Genomic DNA, 24,892 nt, shown 5'->3' with positions numbered 1-24,892 from the left:
CCGAGTTTTTCAACAATATCGGCCGATCGCTGCCATTTAGCAATCATGCGCAGATTAACCAATTCAATTTTCCCGATCGACTCTTCATACGAGATCTGGCATAGAGCCGGCATGTTCAGGATGGCTCGAATACAGCGTTGATTTCTTGCGGAGACCAGTGTCGCCGAGAGTAGCTGTACGTCTATTGAGAGAGAGCCAAAGGAGCCTGAACATGTGCAATCGCATCCATATCCCGTCCAACCGCTCGCCGCTTGTGAGCGGTATTCTGCACGTCCGTAACTCGTCCCGAGGCTGGGAAATATGCGGCTATTTTGGTCTGCATAGCGCCAAGATCATCGCCGACGAGCACAAGAGTTATGATGACCTGATTGGCTTGAACAGACTGGAGCGCGTCAACCATTCCAAGGCGTACCAAACCGAGAAGGGCACCAACACCAATCAGGTCGAGAGCTTTTTCTCGCGAGTACAACGCGCCTATGTCGGCATCCACCATCGTTTTTCACTGAAGTACTTTGACTGGTACATTGCGGAAATGGCCTGGCGTGAAGACGTGAGGCAAAACTCGAACAAGAACCAGTTCTTCGAGATGCTCGGTCGTGCGCTGACGCGGCCGACATCGCGTTACCTGTGCGGATACTGGCAAGGAAGAAAGCCACCCGATCTCATCTGGAAGGGGGACCCCGTCTAGGCGGCAATTTCCCAGAGGTAACGCCGCCCATCGAACATTCCTGCGTGCCGCACACGCCGCTTCTTCATCAACCTATCAAGGGTCACAGAGAGGCGTGGCGACGCGGCTGGTTCTGGGGTCACCGCCGTCGATCCCGAGCTTCTGCATCAACCTGACGGCGCAATCCGCAGTCGTAAGCGGCATGGCTGCTTCGCGCAGGATTTCAAGGACAGCGACCGTCGGCTCGACGCCACTGAGCAGCGTGTCAATCTCGATTGTCGCGGGCGCTTTCCCACGTTTCTTGCGGGTTTTTCGCTCTGCGAGTGCGCCTCCCGGCTCGTAGTCGGGTTCGTAGATCGCGATAACCTGATCCAGTGCTCCCATCTGAGCTTCCAAACTCGCTTGCGTCTCGCGGATTTCGACCAGCCTGTCGAGAATCTCGCTCCTTTTCCGCTTCAACTCTGCCGTTACGTCCATTCAGCCCCTGCTCCTGATCTACCAGGATCGAGGCTACGTCATGCTGGAATTCAAGTCTGGTGGTTTTTGCTACCTAATTCCGGACATTTGGATCAACTTGCCGACCGATTACATTACCGTGGGGCCATCTTGAGTTACTTCTGACAAGTATCAACACACCAGTTTGTTCGCTCACCAGCATTTTGCGCGGTTCGAGCAAGTGCCGTTTCAAACCACCTCCGATTTAGTTTTTGGGTTCCCCGAACTGGGAAACCCGTTTTCGGCGGAAATATTTTTTCGCTAAGCCTTTGACTTCGTTAGTAGCAGAACGGAACATTGGCTCCTAAATACAGAACTTTGGGTCTCCCACCAACTGCCCGGGAATGAGGCGGAACTTTTTATGAAGCCGCGCACAGGCAAAATTCTCGTTAACCTTTAATTGCTTGACGACTCACGCAGACTCAGTTGAATTTACGCTTTAATCGCAGAAATTGGATTTAGAGCGTGTATGTTGTCTCCAGCTGAAAAAGACCAGAGTCACCGGACCGGAAAGAAAGTGCGCTCTCTGACGCGTCTGGTTGAGGCGGATGCTGACCTGCTCAGCGCCCAATTGCAAGAGTTGCGCTCGCGCGCTTTTCCGCCGACAGCCGTAAAGGAATTGCGCAAATTCACCTCCGGCGAGGCCGCCAAGCTCATCGGCATCACCGACGCTTATATCAGGCATTTGTCATTGGCGGGCGAGGGTCCCGAAGCGGAAAAGACCTCCGGCGGACGCAGGCTCTATTCGCTTGAGCAGGTGCATGAAATCCGCCGCTATCTGGCCAAGTCGAAGAAAAGCTATCTGCCCATTCGCCAGGGCAACGAGCATATGCAGGTCATTGCCGTCACCAATTTCAAAGGCGGTTCCGGCAAGACGACGACAGCGGCTCATGTCGCGCAGTACTTTGCCATGCGCGGTTATCGTACCCTGGCAATCGATCTCGATCCGCAGGCATCGCTGTCGGCCCTGTTCGGCATCCAGCCGGAATTTGATCTGGAAGACAATGACACGATCTATGGCGCGATCCGCTATGACGATCAGCAGCGTCCCCTCGCCGACATCATTCGCAAGACGTATTTTCATGGACTCGATATCATTCCAGGCAATCTGGAACTGCAGGAATTCGAGCATGACACGCCGCGCATCCTTGCTGAAAAACGCCGCGGTGCCGAGCGGCTGTTTTTCTCGCGCATTGCGGCGGCGCTGGCGACAGTTGACGATCGCTACGACGTTGTCGTGCTCGACTGTCCGCCGTCGCTGGGCTTCCTGACGCTATCGGCGCTGTGCGCGGCGCGCAGCGTCCTTGTCACCATCCATCCGCAAATGCTCGACGTAGCGTCCATGTCGCAGTTTTTGCACATGACCGCCGGATTGCTCGACGTCGTCGAGCAGGCGGGCGGCGATGCAGATTATGATTTCTTCCGCTACGTCATAACCCGCTATGAACCGAGCGACGGGCCGCAAGGACAGATCGTCGGCTTGATGAAAAGCCTGTTCGGCGAGCGCGTGCTGACCAACGCCTTGCTGAAGTCGACGGCCATTTCCGATGCGGGGCTGACCAAACAGACGCTCTATGAGGTCGGCCGCGAATATTTCACCCGCGTCACCTATGACCGCGCCATTGAAGCCCTTAATGCGGTCAATCTGGAGATTGAGGATCTGGTGCGCGAAGCATGGGGCAGGTCGCCATGAACAAACGCAGAGATGCCTTGAAAGCCATGATGACGCCGATCAACGAGGCGTCGCAGAACGAGCATCGCCTGGCGAAACCGGCGCAGAAGTCCGGCTCTCTGAAAGCCATGGGACTGTCGCTGCAAAGCCTTTCGGACGATGCCGAGGATGCGCAGGCTCTGCGCGCCCAGCTCCAGTCCGGCGAATACGTTATCGACATCGAGCCCGATCTGATCGATGTCTCGTTCATTCGCGATCGCCTCGATGATCTCGATACGGTTGATTTCGAAGAACTGAAGGCAAGTATCGAGGAGCACGGTCAGCAGGTTCCGATCCTGGTCAGGCCGAGCCCGCAGGACGATAATCGCTATCAGGTCGCCTATGGCCATCGTCGCCTTGCCGCGTTGCAGGCTCTCGGCCGCCCGGTGAAAGCGGTCGTGCGCGATCTTTCCGATGAGGGTCTGATCGTTGCCCAGGGCAAGGAAAACCTCGAGCGCAAGGACCTGTCCTTCATCGAGCGGGCTCTGTTCGCGGCCCGGCTCGAGGCGCACGGCATTGAGCGGCATGCGCTGATGGCAGCACTGTCGGTTCATAAAGGCAATTTGTCGACCATGATCGCTGTGGCCAACTCGCTGCCGCTGGATTTGATCCAGGCGGTCGGAGCTGCACCGAAGGTCGGCCGGCCACGCTGGGAGCAGCTGTCGCAGCTGCTGCAGGCTACGTCCGGATCCTGGAAGGAGCGGGTGGATATGCAGCGCTTCCTGCGGCTCGACAGCGATGCACGATTTGCGCTGCTCTTAAAAAGCCTGACACCGAAGCGTAAGTCCGGTCCCTCTATCTATCCGCTGAAATCCAGCGAAGGCGTGTCCTTTGCCAAGATCGAGCAGAATGATGGCAAGACGAAAGTGATCGTTGACGAGGCAACAGCGCCGGAGTTCGGCCACTATCTGATAACGCATTTGCCGGAAATCTACGCTGCGTATCTTCGCAGTGAGGAAAGTGAACCGCGTATGAGACAACTCTAACTGGAGAGAGATCACAAAAGAAAAGGCCCCCGAAACAAGTCCCGGAAGCCCTCTCAAAGTCTAAGCAGCTTGAGAATCGCATTTCCGAGAATCACTGTCAAGCACTAAGCGTCGTTTCGGCGAGCAGATTTCTTTTGCCTGATTGAAGGTGAAAGCTATGAACAGGGAAATGACAACGACGCCCTTCGGGCGGCGGCCGATGTCGCATGCCATGCTGGAAGCACAGGCTGCGGCGCGCAATTGTCCGGCCATGCAAGTCGCCGACAAGTGGAAATTGTTCCGTACGATCACCGAGGCGCGTCCGGCCCTCGGTGTATCTGATCGGTCGCTGGCCGTGCTGCATGCGCTGCTGAGCTTCCATAAGCCGGCCGAACTCGACAGTGAAAGCAATCTCGTTGTCTTCCCCTCCAACCGCGAACTTTCGATGCGCGCCCACGGCATGGCGCCAGTAACATTGCGCCGGCATCTGGCGGCATTGGTCGAGGCCGGTCTCATCATCCGCCGCGACAGCCCCAACGGTAAACGTTATGTGCGCCGCGACCAGGAAGGCGATGTCAAAACGGCTTTCGGCTTCGATCTGTCGCCGCTGGTGGCGCGGGCAGGGGAGATCGAACAATTCGCTGCCGCCATCCGCGCCGAAGATCTGGCAAAACGCCTGCTTCGGGAACGGATCAGCCTGCATCGCCGCGACATCGCCAAGATGATTATCTTTGCCGAAGAGCAGGAACTGGATGGGCCCTGGAGCGCCATCAGCGAGCGTTTCATCCCGCTGGCACGACCACTGTTGCGTGGTTTTGACCGCCGGGGGCTCGATGTATTGGCCGCTGCGCTTGATGATTTGCGCTGGGATGTCGAGAAGTTATTGGAAATTCACGCAAATTACAGAAAATCAAACGCCAGTGACGTTCAAAATGAACGGCACATACAGAATCAAAATCCCGACTCTTCATCTGAATTTGAACCCGGCATCGAAAAAAGCCAGGGGGCAAATGGCGAGGCAAGCTGGAACGATGACAGCGAGCCGGAAAGCACCAAAGAGATCGATGCCGGCGTGACCGACCAGCCGATACCTTCCCGCAACAAGCTGACGCCAAAAGCCTTTCCGCTCGGCTTGATCCTGAAGGCTTGCCCGGACATTGTCGATTACGCCTTGCGAGGCATCGAGAGCTGGCCTGATCTGGTGCAGACGGCCAATCTGGTTCGGGTGACGCTCGGGATAAGCCCTGACGCATGGAACCAGGCCGTCGAGACCTTTGGTGCCAATGAAGCGGCCATTGTCGTCGCCGCCATCCTGCAGAAGGGCGAAGCCATTACCAGCCCAGGCGGCTACCTCCGCTCGCTTACCGACAAGGCCCGCGCCGGTTCGTTCTCTTCGGGCCCCTTGCTGATGGGATTGTTGAAGGCAAACCAGAAGCAGGATGAGGCGAGGGCAGGGTGAAAGGATGGTTAACAAAAGCTTGATTGATTTCTGAGGGTATTGTCACATGACTGAACTGAAGTGACGTCCACCTGCAAGAGCTGTTTCAGGCAGTCGCAATGTCCGATCAGGTCAGTCTCTGGCTTGGGTAGGGACGGGGAGTTTGACCCGTTCCTGAATTCATAGCTGACACGCCGCGGCGAGGTGAGAGTGCACGCAACCGGTCAAAGTTGTAAATCGAGAATGGCGAAGCTGAGCTCGGCATTGCGAATACCGGAACCTGAAAGCGCACTGGTGCCGTGGGCAATCAGATCTGGAGCAGACGTCGTGCAACCTTTTGATCTTTTAAGCCGTTATCGCCCTTATGTCCGAGGCCAAACGCAAGGCGGAATCGATCGACGGCGCCAAACAACGCAGTGCCAAAAAATCGCGTCAAGCGAAAGGAGCGACTGTCGAAGTCGCGTCGGAGGCCGCTGAGCAGGACGCGCCGCCGGATTTCATCGACCCGGCTGCAGAACTGACGCCTGAGGAGACCGAGCGCGCGCGCAAGAGATACTTGCTGAGACGTTTTTGGATCAGCGCGCGCGGTTACTGGAGCCGCAATGGCGACAGGCTGGCTTGGCCGTTGTCGATCGGGCTTTTGATCCTGATATGTATCAATGTCGGCTTCCAGTATGGGATCAATGTCTGGAACCGCGCAATTTTCGATGCCCTTGAGCAACGCGATGCCAGCACCGTCTATTTCCTCAGTGCCGTTTTCGTGCCGCTCGTTCTTGGAAGCGGCAGCCTTGTCGTTGCACAAGTCTTCCTTCGGATGACGATTCAGCGCCGCTGGCGCTCCTGGCTGACGACCGCCGTCATCGCGCGATGGCTGGCAAACGGCCGTTACTACCAGTTGAACCTCGTCGGCGGCGACCACGAGAATCCCGAAGCCCGCATCACGGAGGATTTGCGAATTGCCACCGAATCGCCCGTCGATTTCATCGCAGGTGTCATCTCCGCATTTCTGGCGGCCTCGACCTTCATCGTCGTGCTGTGGACTATCGGCGGGGCCCTGACCCTGACGATCGCAGGTTCGACTGTTACTGTACCCGGTTTCCTCGTTATCACTGCGGTGCTGTATGCCGGGATCACGTCGACCTCGATGGCGGTCATTGGCCGGCATTTCGTCCGCCTCTCCGAGGAAAAAAATCAGGCGGAAGCAGAATTCCGCTACGTGCTGACGCGCGTGCGGGAAAATGGCGAGAGTATTGCATTGCTCGGCGGCGAGGAGGAGGAACGCAGCGGCATCGACAAAACGTTCGGCAATGTGCTCAGACGATGGGCGCGTCTTACCGGCCAGCACATGCGCACAGCCTTGGTATCGCAGGGGTCGAGCTTGTTTGCGCCGGTCGTGCCGGTTTTGCTTTGTGCTCCGAAATTTCTCGAAGGGAGCATGACACTTGGGCAGGTAATGCAGGCTGCCTCTGCTTTCGCTATCGTGCAGGGCGCGTTCGGATGGCTGGTCGACAACTACCCCCGTCTTGCCGATTGGAACGCCTGTGCTCGGCGCATCGCCTCGCTGATGATGTCGCTCGATGGCCTCGAACGCGCGGAACGGAGCGACGCCTTCGGACGTATCAAGCGCGGCGAGACTGAAGGCGACGCGGTGCTTAGCTTGAACAATCTTTCCGTGTCGCTTGACGACGGCACTGCCGTGGTCAAGGAAACCGAGGTCGTGATCGAACCAGGCGAGCGGGTGTTGGTCGCCGGCGAATCCGGCTCAGGCAAGAGCACGCTGGTGCGGGCCGTCGCAGGTCTATGGCCGTGGGGGGACGGCACTGTCAATTTCCACGCCGGGAAGCGAATGTTTATGCTACCGCAACGGCCCTATATCCCCTCCGGGACGCTGCGCCGTGCGGTCGCCTATCCCGCCGCCGCCGATAACTGGACGTTGGAGAAAATCAACGCGGCACTCGACAAGGTAGGGCTCGATTACCTGAACAGCAAGATCGAGGAGGAAGCACCATGGGATCAGACCCTGTCGGGTGGCGAAAAGCAGCGGCTGGCGTTCGCCCGCCTGCTGCTGCACACGCCCGACATCATCGTGCTGGATGAAGCAACCTCAGCACTGGATGAGAAGAGTCAGGACAAGATGATGGAGATGCTCATCCACGAAATGCCCAATGTCACCATCATAAGCGTGGCGCATCGAGCCGAACTCGAAGCTTTCCATAGCCGTAAGATCATATTGGAGCGGCGTGAGGGTGGCGCAAAACTTGTCAGCGATATCGATCTCGGCCAGCGCAAGCGCAGGCGAAACTTGCTTGCGCGCCTTTTAAAGCAGCAAAGAAAGGTTCCCGGGCGACACAATTCATCCATTCGGAGTTGACAGCCCAATGACCGCTTTGGAGTGCCACAAGCCGAGAAGATCTCGACGCCGGCTTTGCCACTCATAGCGGGCTCGCCGAAGGTTGCGCAGGCGGCTTCGGACAATTTGTGTTCGAGGAACCTGCGCTTGCCGCTACGTTTTGCTCATGGCGATGGTGGCGTAGAGAGGCAGATGATCCGAAGCCATGCGTGCGGCGCGTCCGCTGACAACGCCGACGTCGGTGACCTGCATCGATCTTTCAACAAAGATGTGATCGATCCGGACAAGAGGAAGCCGCGAAGGAAACGTTTTTCGCGGGCGGCCGGTTCCCCCTGCCCACGCGTCGGCGAACTGGTTGGAAATCTGTCTGTATGCCAACGATGACCTGACGGCATTGAAATCGCCCAGCAAGATCTTCGGCGATCTGCAATCGGCGTGTCCGAGCCATCCCGGTCCAAGCAGAGCCGCAACCTGGGCTGAGCGGTCGCGCCTCGACAGACCCAAATGGGTATTTATAATGTTGACAGTGTTTCCCCGGTAGTTCGCTTCGACCCACAATGCTCCACGACGTTCTCCGAAAGAGGGCAGGGGACCAGCCTTGATCAGCCGCATGTCGAGCGAGGTCAAAATAGCATCGCCATATTGCTCCTCAGCGACTTGGATTGCCGGATGGAAGAACAGTCTCATACTCAAATGCGTCGCAATGGCATGCGCCTGATCCACCGAGCCTGTGCGCTTGCGGCCCACATCGAGCTCCTGCAGGGCGACAACGTCCGGATCGCATGCGGCAATGACCTCGGCGATACGCCCCGGAGATGGTTGACCGTCGCTGCCGACACAGCTGTGCACATTGTAGGTCAGGATCTTGATAGCAATCTCCTCGCAGTGTCGATGCAAGAGGAACTTTCCGAAGCCTACCTTCGTTCCCTTCAACATGCCATCGCACCGGCGGTGCCCCGGAGACAAAGCAATGCGCGGCAGAAAAGCAGGACTTAACTTCCTGGTCGCTACAGCGGCCGCTTTTTTCTGCTGGCTGCTCTACCGAAATATCAGCCGCTACAGTCCGGCAGAGGTCGTGGCATCGATTGGCGCGATCCCCCTTGACCATCTTGTTCTATCCATTGTCTTTGCTGCAGCCAGCTATGGTTGCCTGACGGGTTTCGATGCCTTTGGGCTCATCTATGCGGGCAAACCTCTGGCGTACCGCAAAGCCGCGCTGACGTCCTTTGTCAGTCTTTCAATCGGCCACAATGTCGGCTTGTCGGCTTTGAGCAGTGGCGCCATTCGCTATCGCTTCTACTCGCGATGGGGACTGACAGCCGAGGATGTGACCAAGGTTGTGCTTTTCTCGGGGTTGACCGTCGCCGTCGGCCTGTCATCGCTGTGCGGATGGGCGATGCTTTTGAGTTCGAGCTCCGCTGCAGTCATCGGTCTTGAGCAACGGGCGGCGTTTTTGGTCGGCATGGTATTTCTTGCAGCCCTTGCGCTCTATCTGATCCTCTGTTGGCGGATCCGGCGACTTGTGACCGTCCGCAAGTGGAAATTCAATTTGCCACCGCTGGGATTGGCGGTTGCGCAACTGGCCCTTGGCACGATCAACTTCGCTTGCATCGCGGCGAGCCTTCAGCAGTTGTTATTGGCCTATCAGGATGTCCATTATTGGGAGGTCTCCGCAGCGTACGCGATAGCGAATGCAACGGCCATCGCGACACACGTTCCGGGTGGTCTCGGAGTCCTGGAAGCCACCACGCAGTTTCTGTTGCCGCAGGCTGCCACCATCGGTGCCGTCATAGCCTTCAGGTGCGTCTATTTCTTGCTGCCACTACCCCTCGGGCTGCTGTTGCTTGCCATATCGGAACGGGTGCTGGGGAGGGATACGGCCAAGGCCAAATCAGCGTCGGCTCAGCCACACCCTTAGGATTTGCAAGCATTTGCCAAAATATCGTGAGGGTTGCACGGGCTTTTTTGGATCGAACAAGGCAGTCAGGGGAATGGGCTTCTCCGGCCCGGCGTCTGCTTCGAGCACTATAGGCTTCAAGCGGCGGTTGCCACGGCTATAATTGTCGATTACCTCGACAATGGACCGCTGCTTGTGGATGCGCGATTGCACTTCAACGGGTGTCATACCGAGGTGCTCAGCCAGGAGACGATCACGCAAGCGAGCGACAGCTGCACGCTCCGATGGGGTCGCCGCCTCGATGGCGAGATCGCACTCGGTATCCATGCCGCAAGAGCGGTTATTAAGATTGGATGAGCCGATCCGCGCAAACCGGTCGTCGATGATCATAACTTTGGAATGGACGAAGATAGGGGCTTCGTGAGCGCCTTCACTATCAACGACAACCGGGTAAACGACACGTAGTCGGCCATATATGTCGGCTCGTCTGAGCCGGCGAACAAGGCGGTCGCGATTGCCGCCCATGAACAGTCGCTCCAGGCCACCGTGGCATTCTTGGGGAACCACGATGATGATTTCCGGTCCATCAGGCTCACGCAGCCTGCGTTCAATCAAACGACCAATTCGCCGACATGTGAGATACTGGGTCTCTATATAGACCGATCGGCGGGCGGCCTTCAGCGCCGTTTCATTGAGAAGCTCGATTTCGCGACTGCCTTTTCTCCCGAAGGCAGCGGGTGCGGTGCGGGCTATGGCAACGTCAACATTGCGAAGGTCGGGCTTCAGACCGGCCGGCCAACGGTTGCCGTCGACACGTACCGGGGCGATCCTCGTGCCTTTGCAGGTCAGCCAACGCGCGCGCAGGAGATCGGCCAAAGATCTTGCGGCCTCACCGTCCACGGCAAGCTGCACATCGTGCACCGCGGGGTAAAGCGTGCCATTCAAGTCTTTGCGCCGGCTGTCAATTTCGAAATGATCCGAGGTGTCCCAGCGGTGGACGGTCAGGTCAATACCCCCGGAGAAAGCGATTTTGTCATCGATACATACTATTTTTTGGTGATGACAACCGCGCCATGGATGGTGACGATCATAGCAAAGATTGATACGCGGATGGTTGGCCCAGGGCTCTTTGGGAAATACGCGCATCTGCCGTGCCGAATAGATCGGGCCGTTGGACCAGACCAGGATATGAATATGAAGATCCAGCCGCTCGTCGACCAATCGCCGCAGATAGTGGCCGAGCCGCTCAGCACCGGGCCGGTCGGGACGCAGAGCGATCTCTCCGTTAAAGTCCCAGCCGGCGATAAGGATGGAGCGTTGGGCGGTGGCGAAGGCTTCTTCGAGATGTCGGTAGTAGTCAGCGGCATCCACCAGCATCGCGATCCGGCGAGCCGGGACAAGACGCCACGCATTCACACCAACCTTTATGAGCGATTGGTGTCGCGCGACGCGTGTCGGCTTTGACGAAGACTCTTCGGTCTGTATGAATGCCATCTGCTCAGGACACCTTCTTTCCCATTGTTTGCACGCAAAGAAACCAAGCGGCGTACAGCGAAATCAAAACATCGGTCTGGCCAGATGGTTCCCTGTGCAATCAACGGCTTGGCGGGGTGGATTGAGTGCGGCGCTTGGTATCCGGTCGCTCTTCAGACTGGCCTGGAGCTCTGCGGCCAATCCGGAACGGGCCAAGTTTCGGGCTATCCCCAGTGTTCCTCATTGGCACGAAACATGAGTATTTCGACAGTGCTGTCCTGCGCGCTGATGATGATCGGTGTCGCGCTCACTTTATCGTCTGTCGCACTTGCGTCGGTGTTTTTCAGCCGCCAGCTTATTCGTCTCTTCGAAAGCCGGGCACGCCTCATCGACGGCATCTCGCGATCCGTGGAGGGGATCGCCGGCATGATACTGGTGCTGGTAGCTATCCACGAAATCCTGATCCGCTAGGCAAGCAACCGACCACCACATCATTACTGTTTCAGTTATCGCCAGATGCGCATTAGCAATGGTGAAGCAGACTGACGGTTTCGCCGCGGCACCTGCAATGGAATAAGCCGATTACGATAAGTAGCCGCTATCCTGAAGTCGGTGGTGATGATCCGGCCCCACCATTCGGAATGGCAAAATGTTCAGTCGATCCCCGTCAGAAAGTTCAAGGATTGCGTCGAATTCGTGCGGTTCTTCGGGTGCTGTCTCACTCAGGAAGCTGTAGCCCGCTTCATCCTGCTCCATAAACGGAATGATCTCGTCGTTGCCCAAGCAAAGCAAGTCCAGTGGGCGGCACTTCTCCGACGCACCGAGCTGGCCCTCGCGCCCGAACCGCTTTCGGAAATCCAGCCGCGCATCGCCCAACTTGTGATGCCACCCACGATCGCAACGACCGAGGCTGCGCCTTTCAATGCGCAGTGGGTCGCCGGTGGCCCCTGGGTCGACCGATAGCATTTCAAGGTAGAGCATGGAGAACTCCAGGCGTGACTACAGCAGTCTCTGCGCACCTATAAATCCAGGCGAGTGCCGAGACGGTGGCATCGCTTTCAAAGCCTGATATGGTTTGATGACGGTACTTTAAGAAGCAGATTCCGGCGCGCCGCCGGACGCCGAGAGGTGCAAAAATCGTCCGATTGATCCTGATAGTTACTGAAACCACAGAAAAATTTTTGCGTCGATTTTCCCTTTGAAATCAAAAGCGTAGCATTTTAACAGGCCCATCGTCGGAGCTTTCTCGCCGCCAGAATAAATTTGCAAGCAATTTCAATTGGTTATATGCTGTTCAAACAATAGAGTGGGGCGTGAGGAGTAGTATAAACGGCGGTATGCGGCGGTAAACGGATAAGTTTTTCGCAACGCTGCCTCCGATAGTCGATGATAGGTGGTGACCGATCAAAATGGACCGACAGCGCTGATCATGTCTGAAGGCCATGCATGGCTGAGACGCTGACGGAGTCTCACGAGCGCTTTTCCATCGTATACCCAATGACCGGTTCGCAACGATCGCAACCTAGGCCCCCCAACATGATCTGGTGGCCCGCGGAAAGGCGCAGTAGAGCCCCGCGGCACGTCAAGCTCGCGAATCTTCTTCGGGTGTCCATCCACTCGCTAAGCTTCAGTGATTTTTACGAAGCCTTGCTGGACAAGCTCAATCGTTCGCGCCATTGCATCGGTGTTGATCTTCACGTTCGGGAGGAGATCAGCGTTGCCCCAACCGTTCACCTTTGCGGTTGCACCGCACAGCTCGATGCTGACGCCTTTCTTTACCAAGTCAGCGATCATGTCCTTGCTGGGATTTCCTACAGCGATCTTCCGCGAATAGTTGTATGCCTCGTCATTTAGGGTGAGGTGTCCCGCGTTTGTGTGGAAGACCACTACCACTTCGGCGTCAGCGCCCCAATCTTTGATGTCATTGGTGATCAGCTGAAGGTGAAAAAGCGCTGCTGGCAGATCCCCTTCAAACTGTAGTGAGCCGATACTGTGCACCGATTTTACCGAGCTCAGCTTTACTGGGATATCAATGGTGATTGCGTGATGATCTGACATAGGACGCTCCCTTGTTGGTAAAGTTGACGCGAACCGCTCCTCTCATACTCTGGTTGATGGCCGCAACGCCGAGCCTATACACAGGGATCGCCATACCCAATTATGGGTTCATATTAGTATCCGATTGCCGCAACCGATTGACTGAAGCCGCTAGGCCATCCGGGCTTTTGAAGCCCTGCAGCGTAGGCGTGACATCAACGCTTCTTTGCGTCATCGTCTCCGAATGTTCGGCAATCTTAGCTCCAAGAATAGAACTTGATCGGATCGCTCTGCACATACTTGCAGATTACCTTGTTCCTCCGAGTTCGCGGAACAAAGACGATTGGCGAACAATTCATGCAAATACGCATCATTTCGTCGATAAAGACCGAATGCGTCTAGGCTCGCTGCCGCTTGGGACGCTGGAAGACCGTGTATGCGTGGCGCTTGCCTTTTCGGTCATCACGACTGCAATTCGCGCTCACTGATTGCCCAAGCCGATAATACCTATCTTGGTAATTCGCTCATTTTGGTTCTCCGACAATGTTGAGAGCCATCTCCCAAAGCCGATCCGCATTGGTGCTGTCGAGAGCATAGGCAGCGACACCCTCAAGTTTGCCTTCTGGTCTTTGCGCCACCAAACGGGCTTCCTGGCAGTTGTCAAAATAACGACCGTTAAGTCCTTCTACCAATGGCGACGCAGCCAAAAGCACCGACGTCGATGCACCCTGTTCAGGAGTCTTTCGAAGATGTTCTGGCGTTCTCAGGCCGCCGGTGTGGCGTTGCAAGTTGGTGGCAATGGCACCTGGATTGAGCGCATTGGAGACGATCCCATCCGACTTCCAGCGGTCTTTGATTCCGACAGATAAAAGGATGCAGGCGGTCTTGGATTGAGCATATGCGAGCAGGGGATTATAGGGAATGAAGCGGAAGTGTGGATCGTCCCAGAACACAGGACCAAACAGACTGCCCGTTGAACTGACCGATACGACACGCGCGCCCTGTGCCATTGCTAGGTTGCCACGGAGGCCCAATGTGAGAGCAAAGTGGCCAAGAAAGTTTGTGGCGAACTGCATTTCGCAGCCTTCCCGCGAACGATCCAATTCTGGTAAAGCCATGATCCCGGCATTGTTAATGAGTGCATGAATAGGCTTGTCCCAGTCGGCAACGAAAGCACGCACGGATTGTAAGTCCGACAGATCAAGTTGACGTACGTCGATATTTTGATTGCCAGTCTGTTTTCTAAGCGTTTGGGCGATTTCTGCTGCTGCCTCGGGCCGGCGGGCCGCAATGGTAACCGAGGCTCCTGCTGCAGCGAGGCTTTTGACCGTTTCGACGCCAATGCCACTGGCTCCCCCTGTTACGATCATGGTTTTGCCAGTCAGATCTACACCGGACAGAACTTCGGAGGCGGTTGAGGAAAATCCAAAAGGAATTAAACGAGACATTGCTCTGACCTTTCAATCCATTTCATTTTGTAATTGGGGACCACGAAACGTTCCAGCTCCGCTCAGATCAACAGGACAGGGCGGCCCATGGTTTCGCCAGCCTCCAGAGCTCTTTGTGCTTCGCCAACGCCCGCAAAAGATACAATCCTGTCGATATGCGCTCGTAGACCTCCACGATCAACAAGGTCGGCAATCTGTTTAAGCACAGCGGTCTGCCGAAGCCGTTGTTCATGGTTTCGAGTGATCTGGGGCAGACCGATGTTAACGAAGCTGATGTCCAGATTCTTCCATTCGGCCGTGCCGTTTCCTCCGGCAGGCCAATCCGACACGACAGTATTCACCAGTCTTCCGTAGGCCGCCGTATGGTCAAAGCTCGCAGCAAAGTTCGCTTGCCCCACGAAGTCGAACACCACGTTCGCTCCCGGAGCACCGCGCCAGGCGTACAGCGCCTCTTCAACGTTTTCCGTCCTATAGTTGATAACCAGGTCCGCCCCAAGACCTCTGACGAGTTCCGCTTTAGCCTCACTCGAGACAGTCGCAGCAACTCTTGCCTTGAGGGAGGCGAGATATTGTATGGCAATGTGCCCGAGTCCGCCTGCGCCTCCATGGACGAGGACATGATCATCCTGGCTGACACGAGCCTTCTCGAATACCGCTTCCCATGCCGTCAACGCAACGACAGGTAGCGCAGCGGCATCGGCGAAGTCGATGGTTTTTGGCTTCGGAGTGACATAGTCGGCGCGAACAACCTTGTATTGCGCATAGCTTCCGGGATTTCCCGCGTAGCCGCCGTCCACATACCAGACTTCATCGCCCAACTTAACGTTAGTTACTTCGCGTCCGACTCCCACAACCACACCAACACCATCAATGCCGAGGATTGTCGGTCCGGCGGTGGAACTTCCCTCACTGTCGTAGACGGCCCCGTTCTTCCTGTTTTGCCAGTCTGCCGGATTTATACCCGTCGCCTTAACTTGGACAAGAACGTCAGTCTCGTCCCGAAGCCGAGGCAAGTCGACCTCGCGGACCTGAAGAACTTCGGGGCCACCCGGCCTGGTTACCACGAGTGCCTGCATTTTATCAGGCATCGTGCAATTCCCTGTCACCTGTGCCGATCGCACTTAAAATGCGGTGTAGTTTTACGGCGTCTTCGAAAGTAGGGCTCAGGGTGGTCTGATTTCTGATATCTGACGCTATACGCGAATAAGCGATACCAACGCTTTGACTGAACCCGTCTTCGAATCCGTGGGAATTGTACGCTGGTGGTACCGGCAATTCGTGCATCTGTTCATCACCTTGTGCCCCCCTGACCGTGAAGCCGCCAACACCGACGTATCCGACAGTACTGGTCAGGATGAGATCGCCTTTGCTCCCATTGATTTCGATATGAAAATTCGTTCCCCGAGAAAGGCCGCCGCGGAAGTGCGCACTAAGGGCAGCCCCATTTTCCAACAGACCGTTCACCACAATCTGATCAGGTGCGGTCAAAGGAATTTGTGTCCCGGTTTCCGCTATTCTGACCATCGAGCGGCTATTCGAAAGAAAGCCGTTGACCGCAGTTAGCCGCAATCCAAGGGCGTAAAGCGTGGCGTCCAGAGTATGGGCGAACGGCACGTGAAGCATCGACGCACCATTTGCCATGTCCAGCGTATACAGGTAGCTCTCGGGAATCTCCTCGCCCCAGATTATTCCGGAGCCTATTATTGAAACCGAGAGAACTTCGCCGGCATACCCGTCCTTGATCAAATCCTTGATAAAGTTGATCGCTGGGACGGAACGGGTTTGAAGGCCAATTGCAGTAAACGCATTCTTGTTCTTTGCGAGCGTTAGCATCCTTTCAGCGTCAGGCAAATTCATCCCAAGCGGCCACTCCGAGAATACAGACTTTCCCGCCTCCAGCGCCTTGGTTACCAATTCAAGATGGTGAGGGACCTTGACGGTTACGACGACCAGATCAACGTTTGGATCGTTTACCAGCTCGTCAGTGGTGCCGAAACCATGGTCTGCACCAAACTTGAGCGCCGACTCGCGGGCGGTTTCCAGCTTGTTGTGGCTTACCGCGGTGAGACGGAAGTCAGGTAGTGTTTTGAGAGCAGGGATATGGGCAGTCGTTGCCCATCCCTTGTCAGGATGGACACCGATGATACCGACTTTGATAGGACTGGTCACGCCGCGTTCTCCTTAGGCTTGATTTCTAAGATGGTGCGGCGAAGTTCGAGGTGCGCCAATCGCCACTCTCCATCTTCGAGCCGCCAAGTTTCATGATAGTGGCCGTAGCCGTGCATTGAGGCGGGGCGACTATCGTTGACGTCGGGGAAAATCAGGTAGTCTTCCATCGACCAAATGGCACTGACTTCCTCCTCCGAAACAACTTCGATCTCGTCGTTGTGGACCTGATGTATGGTCTTGGCACCTGAGAGATAGGCTTTTGTGACGGCAAGGAATTCACCGACGGAACTGAATTCGGCCAGCGCGACTCCGTTCTCACCTAAAAAGCGGATGTTCGGATTGCGCGTGAACAATGCGGCCAATTGCGCCCAGTTCTGGGTATCGACATATCGGCAGTACCGAGCTTTCGATGCACGGATGGTTTCAATTAATGCGAGACGGTTATTCAATTGGAATCTCCTTTTCGCAACACCATATAGCGACGAAAGGTAAGAGCCTTCAGTCTCAATCGTCCCAAGTTTTGGCGCGATCGTCTATTATAGGAACATTTAGTTGGACCTTTTGACCGATATCTTCTCTTCGATGCGAATTCGGAAAGCCAAATTCACTACACTCGATGCGACTGCTCCCTGGGGGGTGGCTTCGACCGGAGATCCTGCGATCAAGTTCGTTCTGGTCGTGCGTGGGTCCGGAGTCCTGACTACCCGGGAGAATCCGAAACCCGTGTCGTTGCGGGCTGGGGACGTATTCATCATGTTCGCAAATGAACCCTACCAGGTTTACGATGATGAAGGCTCGCGGATGTTGGATTGTCTTAATGTCGATGCTCTTCGCAAAGGCAACAGAATTGAATTCGGGGGCGGTGGTGCCACGACCACGTTCATAAGTGGTTTCTTCGAGACAGAAGGACTGGACGCTCGTCCTTTGTTAAACGTATTGCCGAAAATGCTTCATCTGAAGTCCGAACAGAACCGCAGCCGGGCATTTCAGTCCGTGCTTGAGATGCTCGCGGCAGAATCTGAAGCCCCAGGGCCGGGTTCGGATGCCGTAGTGCGCCGCCTTTTCGAGCTGCTGTTTATTCATGCGATCCGGGTGTTCATCCAGCAGGGGGCAATACCCAAGAGAGGATGGCTGGCGGCTGTTGCGGACAAAAATCTAGCGCCGACCATAAATGCCATTCATGCCCAGCTGCAGACTCCCTGGACAGTTGATCAATTGGCGAAGATTGCAGGAATGTCTCGTTCGGCCTTCGCGGCTCGGTTTAAGGAGGTCGTTGGACAGGCTCCCCTCGCTTATTTGACCGAATGGCGAATATATAAGGCGGCACAGCAGGTCGAAAGAACAACGGAGAAGATTTCAGTCATCGGTAGAGGGGTCGGTTATCAGTCAGAAGCCGCTTTTGCAAAAGCGTTTAAAAAGGTGATAGGTTTTCGCCCTAGCGAATATAGGAAGACTGCGACTATCGTCGAAACAAATGCAGGAATTGCGATCGTCACCCAAAGGCAAGAAGCCGCTTGATCGCCTGCATCAGCAGGCGAGTATTGAGCGGCTTTCTCAGGAATATCCTATAGTCTTCGGCTCCCGCAAATCCCCGATCTTTAATGTCGTCGCGGCCGGTCATCAATATCATGGGCATTCCAGGGTGCTGACGTCTCACAGCTTGCTCAAGCTCGAAGCCGTTCATTGACGGCATAATGATGTCCGTTATCACGCAGTCACATGCTGAAAGATCTTCACCCGAGAGAAACGAGCTCGGTGAGTGATACGTTCTGGCCACGTAGCCCACTGATTCCAAAAGCTCCCGCAAGCCGTTGAGGACCTGTTTGTCGTCGTCAATAATAGCAAAATTAGGAGGCGCATGTGTCATTGCGCGCCTAGTTTCCATAACGAGAATGCGTGATCGGAATACTCAGTTTTGTGGCGATCCGTACCAGGTCGGCCAATGAGTCCGCCTGCATTTTCCGCATCATGTTGCCTCTGTGGATCTGGAATGTAATTTCGCTTATCCCCAACTTGGCCGCGCCTTGCTTGTTCATCAACCCACTTACAACGAGTGGAAGGACATCGCGTTCCCTGGTGGACAAGGATTCCAGCCTGTTCTGCAACTCGTGTAGTGAGGATCTCTCGCGAAGTGCATCTCGATCGCGCTCCAGCGCCGCTTCGATCGCAACACGCAATTCATGTTTTTTGAACGGTTTCGGAAGAAAGTCGACTGCGCCCAGTTTCATAGCACGTACCGTCATAGGTATGTCGCCGTGACCCGTTATGAAAATGATCGGCGGGTGAGGCTGACTCGCTAATTGAGCCTGAAGCTCGAATCCGCCGATATCTGGAAGTCGTACATCGAGCACCAGGCATGACGGACCTTGGGCTTTGGGTGCGTCAAGATATTCTCGAGCGGACGCAAACGTTTTCACATCTATGCCCCAGGACTCAAGCAGCTCCGAAATCCCGTCTCGCACGCGTTTGTCATCATCGATGACGAATACGGCTTTGTGATCCTCATGAGACATTGGTTTATTCTCCGGATAGTGGAAGTGCGAAGCTGAACACCGTGCCGGACTTTTCAGATTGGGATGCCCAAAGCTTCCCGGCATGTGTCCCAATGATGCTACGGCAGATCGACAGTCCGATTCCCATGCCGTTGTGTTTTGTGGTGTAAAAGGGTTCGAATATTTTCTCGGTGTCCTGCAGTCCGACACCATTGTCCTCCACATCCACCTGTATGGTTCCATCCTTGTAACGGGACCTTATTTCCAGAAGACGCATCGCTCCGTTGCCCGTCGAAACTGCATCCATCGCGTTTTGAATGAGGTTGACGAGCACTTGCAGGATAAGTCCCTTGTCGAATTGCGCGCCTGGTAGATTGGGCTCCAGATCAATCCGCAAATCACATTTTGAAGCTGTGATCCTTTCACGCAGCAGGGTGCAGGCCTCCAGCACGACATCATTCAGATTGCCCGCCTTTTTGGACCCCCCGGACTGCCTGAAAAGAGCCTTTATCCTGCTGATCACTTCGGCAGCGTCATTCGCAGCGTCGGTGGCCTTGTGGGCGCTTGCTTTCGCCCTTAGAATGTTCGGAGGTGTGGCGTCCAGCCAGTTTTCGGTTGCGCTGCTATTAGTGACAACGGCCACCAATGGCTGGTTCAGTTCGTGAGCGATAGACGCGGACAATTCCGAAAGACTTGCCGCACGCGTGGCCAGTTCAAGCTGATGCTGCGCTTTCTGCAGTTTGACCTGCGCCTGCGCCTCCTCTTCAACGTCAACAATGACGCCGTACCACTGCGAGAGTTTGTTTCGGCTATCGCGCAGGACCCGCGCTCTGCAATCAACGAGATGATATTGGCCAGTAGCCAGCCTGTGTCTGTACTTTATCGCGATCGGTTCGCCGGTTTTGAAAGATTGTTCGAAGCGCTCGAGTAATGCAGGCGCATCGGCGGGATGGACAAGTCTACTGATCATCGGCGCGAAGCCAGAGCCTTCAACTCCTCTCAGTTCTTCGAGTGTCACCCCCGAATATTTCATCAAAGGCTTGTTGAAATAGGTTGGTTGCCCTTTCGGATCCGCACACCAAACGAATGCAGGAAGAGTGTCCAGCATCAATCTTAGCCGCTCGGCATTTGACCTTAGCTCTTCTTGGATCTGATGGAGCTCCTCGATATCGACGTTGGTGCCATACCACTCGATTATATCGCCTTTATCGCTCAATAGCGGAGCGGCGGTTATTCTGTTCCAACGATGAGTGCCGTCATTGTACCGAAGCCTGCAGATCAGGGAGAGAGGTTTTTTCTCTTCGACGCAGACCGCCCATGCAGATTGAAAACCTTCGACGTCGTCCGGGTGAACGACGCCGAAATTGTCCGATTTAATCTCCTCGAAAGTTGCACCCAGATACTCGAGGGTCTTGGGGTTTGGATAGGTTGGCTCTCCTGACGGAGACGCGCACCATATCATCACGGGCAAGGTATCGATTAGCGTTCGAAGTTGCCGCTCGCTGTCTTCCAGCCGCTGCTCGGCGCGATGCTTCTCATCGACATCGATGGTTGTTCCAAACCAACCCTGAACTTGGCCGATCCCATCGAAATGGGGTTTTCCATAAGCCTGGAACCAGCGATATTCGCCGTCGGCTCGCTTTATCCGGTGAACGGACTGGAAGGACGTGCCCTCACGCATGCTCGTAAGCCACGCCGCAGTCACGCGGTCGGTATCCTCGGGATGAACTGCCTCCAGCCCGGTGCGTTGGGCTTGATTGAATTCGTCCGTATTCTTGCCGACGTAATCAATGACACTTGGGCTGACGTATACAAAATTTCCCTTTGCGTCGGTGGCCCAGCCGAGACCCGGCATGCTCTCCACTATCAGTTTTGCCTCATTCAGAGATTGCTCGGCGTAAGTCCTCGACCTCCATATACTCATAAGCCAGATGGCGGCCAAGGTGGATAGCAGGAATGCCGCCGGGCGGGTCAGGGAGGCGGAATCGCTAGCGTGCACGAAGACAATGAAAGTACAGGCGACCATCAATAGTACCGCGACGGCTATAGCAACACGCCTGCGTTTGATGAACATTATTGCGGCAAAGAACAGGAACAGCGCTCCATATGGTTCGCGTTCAACTATCCCCAAAGCAGTTCCGGCGCATCCTGCAGCAAGTGCGGATGCGTAGTGCCGCAGTTCCAGCCCCCTCACGAACCCCTCCAGGTTGGGACCTATCGAGCCTTGAACAATTGTACTTCGACCCAGAACAGATGACCAGTCAATCATCTGGACTAACGGAAATATATAATTGGCCGACTTTACCCGACTGCTATCTTTGAAAGCAAAGGAAGCGATCGCCGAGCACATTTGAAATCGCCCGCCAACTTTGCTTCCACAAGCTGCCGTCTCCGCGATGGCCAATTGAAGGATGAGGCACATGGAGGTTCCAAAAAATCTTCCCCCGATTTCGAGGCGAAGCGTCTTGGGCGGCGCCGCCGGGGCAGTGGGAGCTTCTCTTTTAGGGTTGCCGCCGTTGTATCCGATACCGACCGCAAGCGCACAAACAACACCATCATCAGTCGAGGAAAAGACCATGGGCATGATCACCACCAAAGACGGGACGCAGCTTTTCTACAAGGATTGGGGAAAGGGCCAACCGATAGTATTCCACCATGGCTGGCCTCTCAGTGCCGATGATTGGGACAACCAAATGTTGTTTTTCCTCAGCAAGGGCTATCGCGTAATCGCACACGACAGGCGTGGTCACGGCCGTTCGACACAAACGGCGACTGGTAATGACATGGATACCTACGCAAGTGACGTTGCGGAACTAGCAAGCGCTCTCAATCTGCGTGATGCAATTCACGTAGGCCACTCGACAGGCGGCGGCGAAGTTACCCGTTACGTTGCCAAGCATGGCAAGGGCAGAGTCGCCAAGGCGGTTATAATTTCTGCGATCCCACCTGTAATGTTGAAGTCCGACAAAAACCCCGGCGGCTTGCCGATCAGCGTATTCGACGATCTTCGCGCGCAACTTGCCACAAATCGTGCGCAATTTTATCTCGATGTGCCCAGCGGTCCGTTTTACGGCTTTAACCGCGAGAACGTCAAAGTATCTCCCGGTCTGATCCAGAATTGGTGGCGGCAAGGAATGATCGGCGGAGCAATCGCACATTATGAATGCATCAAGGTCTTTTCTGAAACCGACTTCACCGAGGATTTGAAAAAGATCGAGGTTCCCGTTCTGGTTATGCACGGCGACGACGACCAAATTGTCCCGATTGAGGATGCTGCCCTTCTATCGGTCAAGCTGCTCAAGCACGGTACCCTGAAAGTTTACACGGGACTGCCTCATGGCATGTGCAGCACACATCCCGAAATCATCAATCCCGATCTGCTAGCATTCTTCAAAGCTTAATCGTCGGAGCAAAGGCGGCTTTGGAATAGCCGATTTCTGCAGCCGCCACACATCCACAAGGGACCTGTTATGACCAACAATCTAAAACTTTCCCGCCGCGGATTTTGTCTATGTTGTATGGCCGCAACGACTTTCGCTGCATCAGGAGGTTGGTTAACTCCGCGCCAAGTGTTCGCAAAAGCGCAGGGCATTGTGGACATGATCCGCGATGAGGCCGCTAAAGCGCCGATCAAAGTGCATAAGGCAAGAGGCGGCGTCGCCATACTCGAAGGGTCGGGAGGGAATATTGCCGTGCTCAGCGGCTTGGATGGGAAGGTACTTATCGACGGTGGGATTACCGCATCCCGCAATCGGATCATGGATGCTTTGAAAAGTCTGGATACGCAACCAATCAAACATCTCATCAATACGCATTGGCATTTCGACCATACAGACGGAAATGAGTGGTTGAACGCAGAGGGCGCAGCAATCCTGGCGCACGAAAACACCAAGAACCACCTGATGACGGTGCAAAAAGTGGACGACTGGGATTTCGAGTTCCCCCGACCACCGCTTGCAGCCGTACCGTCTGAGACCGTCGGCGATGAGGCTACCTTAAAACTGAACAAGTCAACGTTATTGCTGAAACATCATCCCAATGCCCATACGGATGGCGATATCTCGGTGACGTTCAGTGAGGCAGATATTGTCCACACCGGCGATCTTTACTGGAACGGCATTTACCCGTTCATTGACTATTCGACTGGCGGAGGCATCGACGGCAAGATCAAGGCTGTGGAAGAAATTCTTTCCGATATCACGGATGAGACGATCGTTATCCCCGGTCACGGGCAGCCCAAAAGCAAAAAATCCGAGCTGAGCGAATACGGGACGATGCTTGTCGATATCCGCGGCAGCGTCGCGAAACTCAAGGCCGAAGGAAAGCCAATCGACGCAGTCATTGCTGCAAAACCGACAGCCCAGTTTGATGCCAAATGGGGGCAATTCGTCATAGGTCCGGATTTTTTCACCCGTCTTGTTTATCACGGGGTGTGAGCTGGCTGGAACCTTGCGACGAGGTATGTAATGGCAATGATCGATTGGAATGCCTATCACAAACAGGTTCTCACCGGAGTTGGCGAATTTGCTACGCTGAATCCCGATGTGATCAAAGGATATCAGGCAATTGGTGGAGCAGCCCGCAAAACCAATCTGCTTGGATCCAAAGTTAACGAGCTGATCGCACTCGCGGCCGCCGTCTCCTTGCGATGCGATGGCTGCATCGTCGTCCACACGGACGCTGCTTTAAAGGCTGGTGCGACGCGCGAAGAAATTGCGGAGGCGCTGGGGGTCGCAATTAGCGTTAATGCGGGAGCAGGTCTAGTTTACTCCACTCGCGTAATGGATGCCGTAAAGTCGAAGACTTCTTGATGGCTATAGGGCTCGGCCGATGATCGGCAAGGCATAAAGTCAGCGTTTGATAAGTTCCACAAAATGCTTCGACATCGAAAACAAGCTGGGGAGGACCTCCGTGCTTGCCGATAGTCGCGCGATAATTCGCTGATACCCTCCAAACAAAAAAATCACTTATCCTAAAGTTTGTGGTCCGGGGCTGGGTGTAATGGAACAACAGCAACATTACTCCAAAATGAAATTCAGTCTTTTGAGATTAATCGATATCATCGTCCGACCAAGATCAGGGGTCAGGTCCGAACGCCGCGCGTAGCCGCGTAATCTTGTCGGCATCTTGATACCTTGGCATTCAACGTAGTCGGATATCATCTCAGTCATCGTGATGCCTGTATCGCCATCAATATGGTAGTCATGTCTCCGTAACAGAAAATCACCACCAAAGAAGAAGTCCTGGACACGAGCTATGGTGGCAAGATCTGGTGGAAATTCAGCCCTTAGGACCCGCCATTGCTCCCCCCCCTCGTTCCAAGGAACCAGTTCGCTTACTTCAACACCCTCCAACGTCAACAAAAAGGGGGTGGTCAGGAACGTTCGAACTGCGCTGCATGTCAGGAATGCTCCGAGCGGTTGGCCTATCGGAGTTTTAAAGTCATACGTCATTTGCCCGGATCGCACGTCCGCGACCCGGGTAACGAACGTGTCCTTATCGCGGACAAGCGAGAAGTCGTTGTGGTCAAGGTCGCTTCGGCAGTCAGTACAACCCAAGGGCTTAACTATCGCTCGTTGAAGGTGCGGCAATACCGTCAGTTCCCGGACTTCTTCGAGCTGCACACTGGGACAGAATTCACCGGCGAGCAACGCGGTGGCCTTTATAGCGCGACAGCCGCTCCAGCGGGAAAGACCTCCGTGCGCCACGATGGCCTTGTAAAGCAGCTTGTTCAATCTTCGCTCCCGTTG

The 24,892-nt window shown here is 55.2% G+C and carries 24 protein-coding genes; 11 read left to right on the top strand and 13 right to left on the bottom strand.

Features of this window, described 5'->3' with window-relative positions:
* The first annotated feature begins 211 nt into the window (after positions 1-211).
* Complete coding sequence (locus C7476_RS15570) at positions 212-688, top strand: transposase (protein WP_114430822.1); 477 nt, start codon at positions 212-214, stop codon at positions 686-688.
* Positions 689-763: 75 nt separating this feature from the next.
* On the opposite strand, the gene C7476_RS15565 is transcribed toward C7476_RS15570, so the two are convergent.
* A complete protein-coding gene (locus C7476_RS15565) occupies positions 764-1,144 on the bottom strand; it encodes a hypothetical protein (RefSeq protein WP_114430821.1) in 381 nt (126 codons plus the stop codon).
* 487 nt (positions 1,145-1,631) lie between these two features.
* Here C7476_RS15565 and repA point away from each other — a divergent pair, with 487 nt between their 5' ends.
* The 4 genes from repA to C7476_RS15545 all read left to right on the top strand — a co-directional run bounded on the left by repA (position 1,632) and on the right by C7476_RS15545 (position 7,647).
* Positions 1,632-2,855, top strand: coding sequence for a plasmid partitioning protein RepA (gene repA / locus C7476_RS15560; RefSeq protein ID WP_114430820.1), 1,224 nt, complete (start codon positions 1,632-1,634; stop codon positions 2,853-2,855).
* Entirely contained in the window at positions 2,852-3,859 is a 1,008-nt protein-coding gene (repB, locus tag C7476_RS15555; RefSeq protein WP_114430868.1) for a plasmid partitioning protein RepB, read from the top strand. Before repA ends, repB begins: the two co-directional genes overlap by 4 nt.
* A gap of 157 nt (positions 3,860-4,016) precedes the next feature.
* A complete protein-coding gene (repC, locus tag C7476_RS15550) occupies positions 4,017-5,297 on the top strand; it encodes a plasmid replication protein RepC (RefSeq protein WP_114430819.1) in 1,281 nt (426 codons plus the stop codon).
* Positions 5,298-5,640: 343 nt separating this feature from the next.
* Complete coding sequence (locus C7476_RS15545) at positions 5,641-7,647, top strand: ABC transporter ATP-binding protein/permease (RefSeq protein ID WP_114430818.1); 2,007 nt, start codon at positions 5,641-5,643, stop codon at positions 7,645-7,647.
* A 132-nt stretch (positions 7,648-7,779) separates the two neighbouring features.
* On the opposite strand, the gene C7476_RS15540 is transcribed toward C7476_RS15545, so the two are convergent.
* Positions 7,780-8,562: an endonuclease/exonuclease/phosphatase family protein gene (locus C7476_RS15540; protein WP_114430817.1), complete on the bottom strand. Its 783-nt coding sequence runs from the start codon at positions 8,560-8,562 to the stop codon at positions 7,780-7,782.
* Positions 8,563-8,596: 34 nt separating this feature from the next.
* On the opposite strand from C7476_RS15540, the gene C7476_RS15535 reads away from it, so the two are divergent.
* A complete protein-coding gene (locus tag C7476_RS15535) occupies positions 8,597-9,544 on the top strand; it encodes a putative bifunctional lysylphosphatidylglycerol flippase/synthetase (RefSeq protein WP_181872455.1) in 948 nt (315 codons plus the stop codon).
* On the opposite strand, the gene C7476_RS15530 is transcribed toward C7476_RS15535, so the two are convergent.
* Positions 9,518-11,017, bottom strand: a complete 1,500-nt coding sequence (locus C7476_RS15530) for a phospholipase D-like domain-containing protein (RefSeq protein ID WP_114430815.1) — start codon at positions 11,015-11,017, stop codon at positions 9,518-9,520. The genes C7476_RS15535 and C7476_RS15530 overlap by 27 nt on opposite strands.
* Before the next feature lie 234 nt (positions 11,018-11,251).
* On the opposite strand from C7476_RS15530, the gene C7476_RS27860 reads away from it, so the two are divergent.
* Complete coding sequence (locus C7476_RS27860; RefSeq protein ID WP_147274661.1) at positions 11,252-11,467, top strand: hypothetical protein; 216 nt, start codon at positions 11,252-11,254, stop codon at positions 11,465-11,467.
* Positions 11,468-11,578: 111 nt separating this feature from the next.
* Here C7476_RS27860 and C7476_RS27855 read toward each other — a convergent pair whose 3' ends face one another.
* The 6 genes from C7476_RS27855 to C7476_RS15495 all read right to left on the bottom strand — a co-directional run bounded on the left by C7476_RS27855 (position 11,579) and on the right by C7476_RS15495 (position 17,099).
* Complete coding sequence (locus tag C7476_RS27855; RefSeq protein ID WP_147274660.1) at positions 11,579-11,977, bottom strand: hypothetical protein; 399 nt, start codon at positions 11,975-11,977, stop codon at positions 11,579-11,581.
* Between the two features lie 639 nt (positions 11,978-12,616).
* A complete protein-coding gene (locus C7476_RS15515) occupies positions 12,617-13,054 on the bottom strand; it encodes a DsrE family protein (protein ID WP_114430812.1) in 438 nt (145 codons plus the stop codon).
* Between the two features lie 503 nt (positions 13,055-13,557).
* The gene (locus tag C7476_RS15510; protein ID WP_181872454.1) at positions 13,558-14,481 is read right to left on the bottom strand and encodes an SDR family NAD(P)-dependent oxidoreductase; all 924 of its coding nucleotides are present in this window, start codon (positions 14,479-14,481) and stop codon (positions 13,558-13,560) included.
* A gap of 62 nt (positions 14,482-14,543) precedes the next feature.
* Positions 14,544-15,569 carry a zinc-binding dehydrogenase gene (locus tag C7476_RS15505; protein ID WP_114430811.1) on the bottom strand — a complete coding sequence of 342 codons (1,026 nt, stop codon included), beginning with the start codon at positions 15,567-15,569 and terminating at the stop codon, positions 14,544-14,546.
* Positions 15,562-16,650: a Gfo/Idh/MocA family protein gene (locus tag C7476_RS15500; protein ID WP_114430810.1), complete on the bottom strand. Its 1,089-nt coding sequence runs from the start codon at positions 16,648-16,650 to the stop codon at positions 15,562-15,564. The genes C7476_RS15505 and C7476_RS15500 overlap by 8 nt, the downstream gene beginning before the upstream one ends.
* Positions 16,647-17,099, bottom strand: coding sequence for a nuclear transport factor 2 family protein (locus C7476_RS15495; RefSeq protein ID WP_114430809.1), 453 nt, complete (start codon positions 17,097-17,099; stop codon positions 16,647-16,649). Before C7476_RS15495 ends, C7476_RS15500 begins: the two co-directional genes overlap by 4 nt.
* Positions 17,100-17,202: 103 nt before the next feature.
* Between C7476_RS15495 and C7476_RS15490 the strand changes: the two genes are divergently transcribed.
* A complete protein-coding gene (locus tag C7476_RS15490) occupies positions 17,203-18,168 on the top strand; it encodes an AraC family transcriptional regulator (protein ID WP_114430808.1) in 966 nt (321 codons plus the stop codon).
* Here C7476_RS15490 and C7476_RS15485 read toward each other — a convergent pair.
* The 3 genes from C7476_RS15485 to C7476_RS15475 are packed head-to-tail and all read right to left on the bottom strand — an operon-like array spanning position 18,143 to position 21,216.
* Positions 18,143-18,517 (bottom strand): response regulator transcription factor, encoded by a 375-nt coding sequence (locus C7476_RS15485; RefSeq protein ID WP_114430807.1) that lies wholly within the window; start codon positions 18,515-18,517, stop codon positions 18,143-18,145. The genes C7476_RS15490 and C7476_RS15485 overlap by 26 nt on opposite strands.
* 7 nt (positions 18,518-18,524) lie before the next feature.
* On the bottom strand, positions 18,525-19,163 hold the full coding sequence (locus C7476_RS15480) for a response regulator transcription factor (RefSeq protein WP_114430806.1): 639 nt from the start codon (positions 19,161-19,163) through the stop codon (positions 18,525-18,527).
* Between the two features lie 4 nt (positions 19,164-19,167).
* Entirely contained in the window at positions 19,168-21,216 is a 2,049-nt protein-coding gene (locus C7476_RS15475) for a PAS domain-containing protein (protein ID WP_114430866.1), read from the bottom strand.
* Positions 21,217-21,718: 502 nt separating this feature from the next.
* Between C7476_RS15475 and C7476_RS15470 the strand changes: the two genes are divergently transcribed.
* From C7476_RS15470 to C7476_RS15460, 3 genes are all read left to right on the top strand, one after another.
* On the top strand, positions 21,719-22,543 hold the full coding sequence (locus tag C7476_RS15470; protein WP_114430805.1) for an alpha/beta fold hydrolase: 825 nt from the start codon (positions 21,719-21,721) through the stop codon (positions 22,541-22,543).
* A gap of 69 nt (positions 22,544-22,612) precedes the next feature.
* Complete coding sequence (locus tag C7476_RS15465) at positions 22,613-23,578, top strand: MBL fold metallo-hydrolase (RefSeq protein ID WP_245426371.1); 966 nt, start codon at positions 22,613-22,615, stop codon at positions 23,576-23,578.
* Positions 23,579-23,608: 30 nt separating this feature from the next.
* A complete protein-coding gene (locus C7476_RS15460; protein ID WP_114430803.1) occupies positions 23,609-23,953 on the top strand; it encodes a carboxymuconolactone decarboxylase family protein in 345 nt (114 codons plus the stop codon).
* Positions 23,954-24,160: 207 nt separating this feature from the next.
* On the opposite strand, the gene C7476_RS15455 is transcribed toward C7476_RS15460, so the two are convergent.
* Positions 24,161-24,877, bottom strand: coding sequence for a hypothetical protein (locus tag C7476_RS15455; RefSeq protein ID WP_114430802.1), 717 nt, complete (start codon positions 24,875-24,877; stop codon positions 24,161-24,163).
* Positions 24,878-24,892: the final 15 nt, after the last annotated feature.

Origin of the sequence: Phyllobacterium bourgognense (assembly GCF_003337575.1) — a bacterium.
GTDB classification, from domain to species: Bacteria; Pseudomonadota; Alphaproteobacteria; order Rhizobiales; family Rhizobiaceae; genus Phyllobacterium; species Phyllobacterium bourgognense.
The sequence above is the reverse complement of the archived record's forward strand: the minus strand, read 5'-3'. Positions and strand labels throughout refer to the sequence as shown.

Bases quoted from the DNA above. Each gene is read 5' to 3' on its own strand.
- C7476_RS15530 (WP_114430815.1), bottom strand. From the start codon at position 11,017: ATGGCATTCATACAGACCGAAGAGTCTTCGTCAAAGCCGACACGCGTC.
- C7476_RS27855 (WP_147274660.1), bottom strand. From the start codon at position 11,977: ATGCTCTACCTTGAAATGCTATCGGTCGACCCAGGGGCCACCGGCGAC.
- C7476_RS15465 (WP_245426371.1), top strand. From the start codon at position 22,613: ATGACCAACAATCTAAAACTTTCCCGCCGCGGATTTTGTCTATGTTGT.
- C7476_RS15510 (WP_181872454.1), bottom strand. From the start codon at position 14,481: ATGTCTCGTTTAATTCCTTTTGGATTTTCCTCAACCGCCTCCGAAGTT.
- C7476_RS15540 (WP_114430817.1), bottom strand. From the start codon at position 8,562: ATGTTGAAGGGAACGAAGGTAGGCTTCGGAAAGTTCCTCTTGCATCGA.
- repB (WP_114430868.1), top strand. From the start codon at position 2,852: ATGAACAAACGCAGAGATGCCTTGAAAGCCATGATGACGCCGATCAAC.
- C7476_RS15515 (WP_114430812.1), bottom strand. From the start codon at position 13,054: ATGTCAGATCATCACGCAATCACCATTGATATCCCAGTAAAGCTGAGC.
- C7476_RS15470 (WP_114430805.1), top strand. From the start codon at position 21,719: ATGGGCATGATCACCACCAAAGACGGGACGCAGCTTTTCTACAAGGAT.
- C7476_RS15535 (WP_181872455.1), top strand. From the start codon at position 8,597: ATGCGCGGCAGAAAAGCAGGACTTAACTTCCTGGTCGCTACAGCGGCC.
- C7476_RS15475 (WP_114430866.1), bottom strand. From the start codon at position 21,216: ATGTTCATCAAACGCAGGCGTGTTGCTATAGCCGTCGCGGTACTATTG.
- C7476_RS15545 (WP_114430818.1), top strand. From the start codon at position 5,641: ATGTCCGAGGCCAAACGCAAGGCGGAATCGATCGACGGCGCCAAACAA.
- C7476_RS15480 (WP_114430806.1), bottom strand. From the start codon at position 19,163: ATGTCTCATGAGGATCACAAAGCCGTATTCGTCATCGATGATGACAAA.
- C7476_RS15570 (WP_114430822.1), top strand. From the start codon at position 212: ATGTGCAATCGCATCCATATCCCGTCCAACCGCTCGCCGCTTGTGAGC.
- repC (WP_114430819.1), top strand. From the start codon at position 4,017: ATGAACAGGGAAATGACAACGACGCCCTTCGGGCGGCGGCCGATGTCG.
- C7476_RS15565 (WP_114430821.1), bottom strand. From the start codon at position 1,144: ATGGACGTAACGGCAGAGTTGAAGCGGAAAAGGAGCGAGATTCTCGAC.
- C7476_RS15485 (WP_114430807.1), bottom strand. From the start codon at position 18,517: ATGACACATGCGCCTCCTAATTTTGCTATTATTGACGACGACAAACAG.
- C7476_RS27860 (WP_147274661.1), top strand. From the start codon at position 11,252: ATGAGTATTTCGACAGTGCTGTCCTGCGCGCTGATGATGATCGGTGTC.
- C7476_RS15460 (WP_114430803.1), top strand. From the start codon at position 23,609: ATGGCAATGATCGATTGGAATGCCTATCACAAACAGGTTCTCACCGGA.
- repA (WP_114430820.1), top strand. From the start codon at position 1,632: ATGTTGTCTCCAGCTGAAAAAGACCAGAGTCACCGGACCGGAAAGAAA.
- C7476_RS15505 (WP_114430811.1), bottom strand. From the start codon at position 15,569: ATGCCTGATAAAATGCAGGCACTCGTGGTAACCAGGCCGGGTGGCCCC.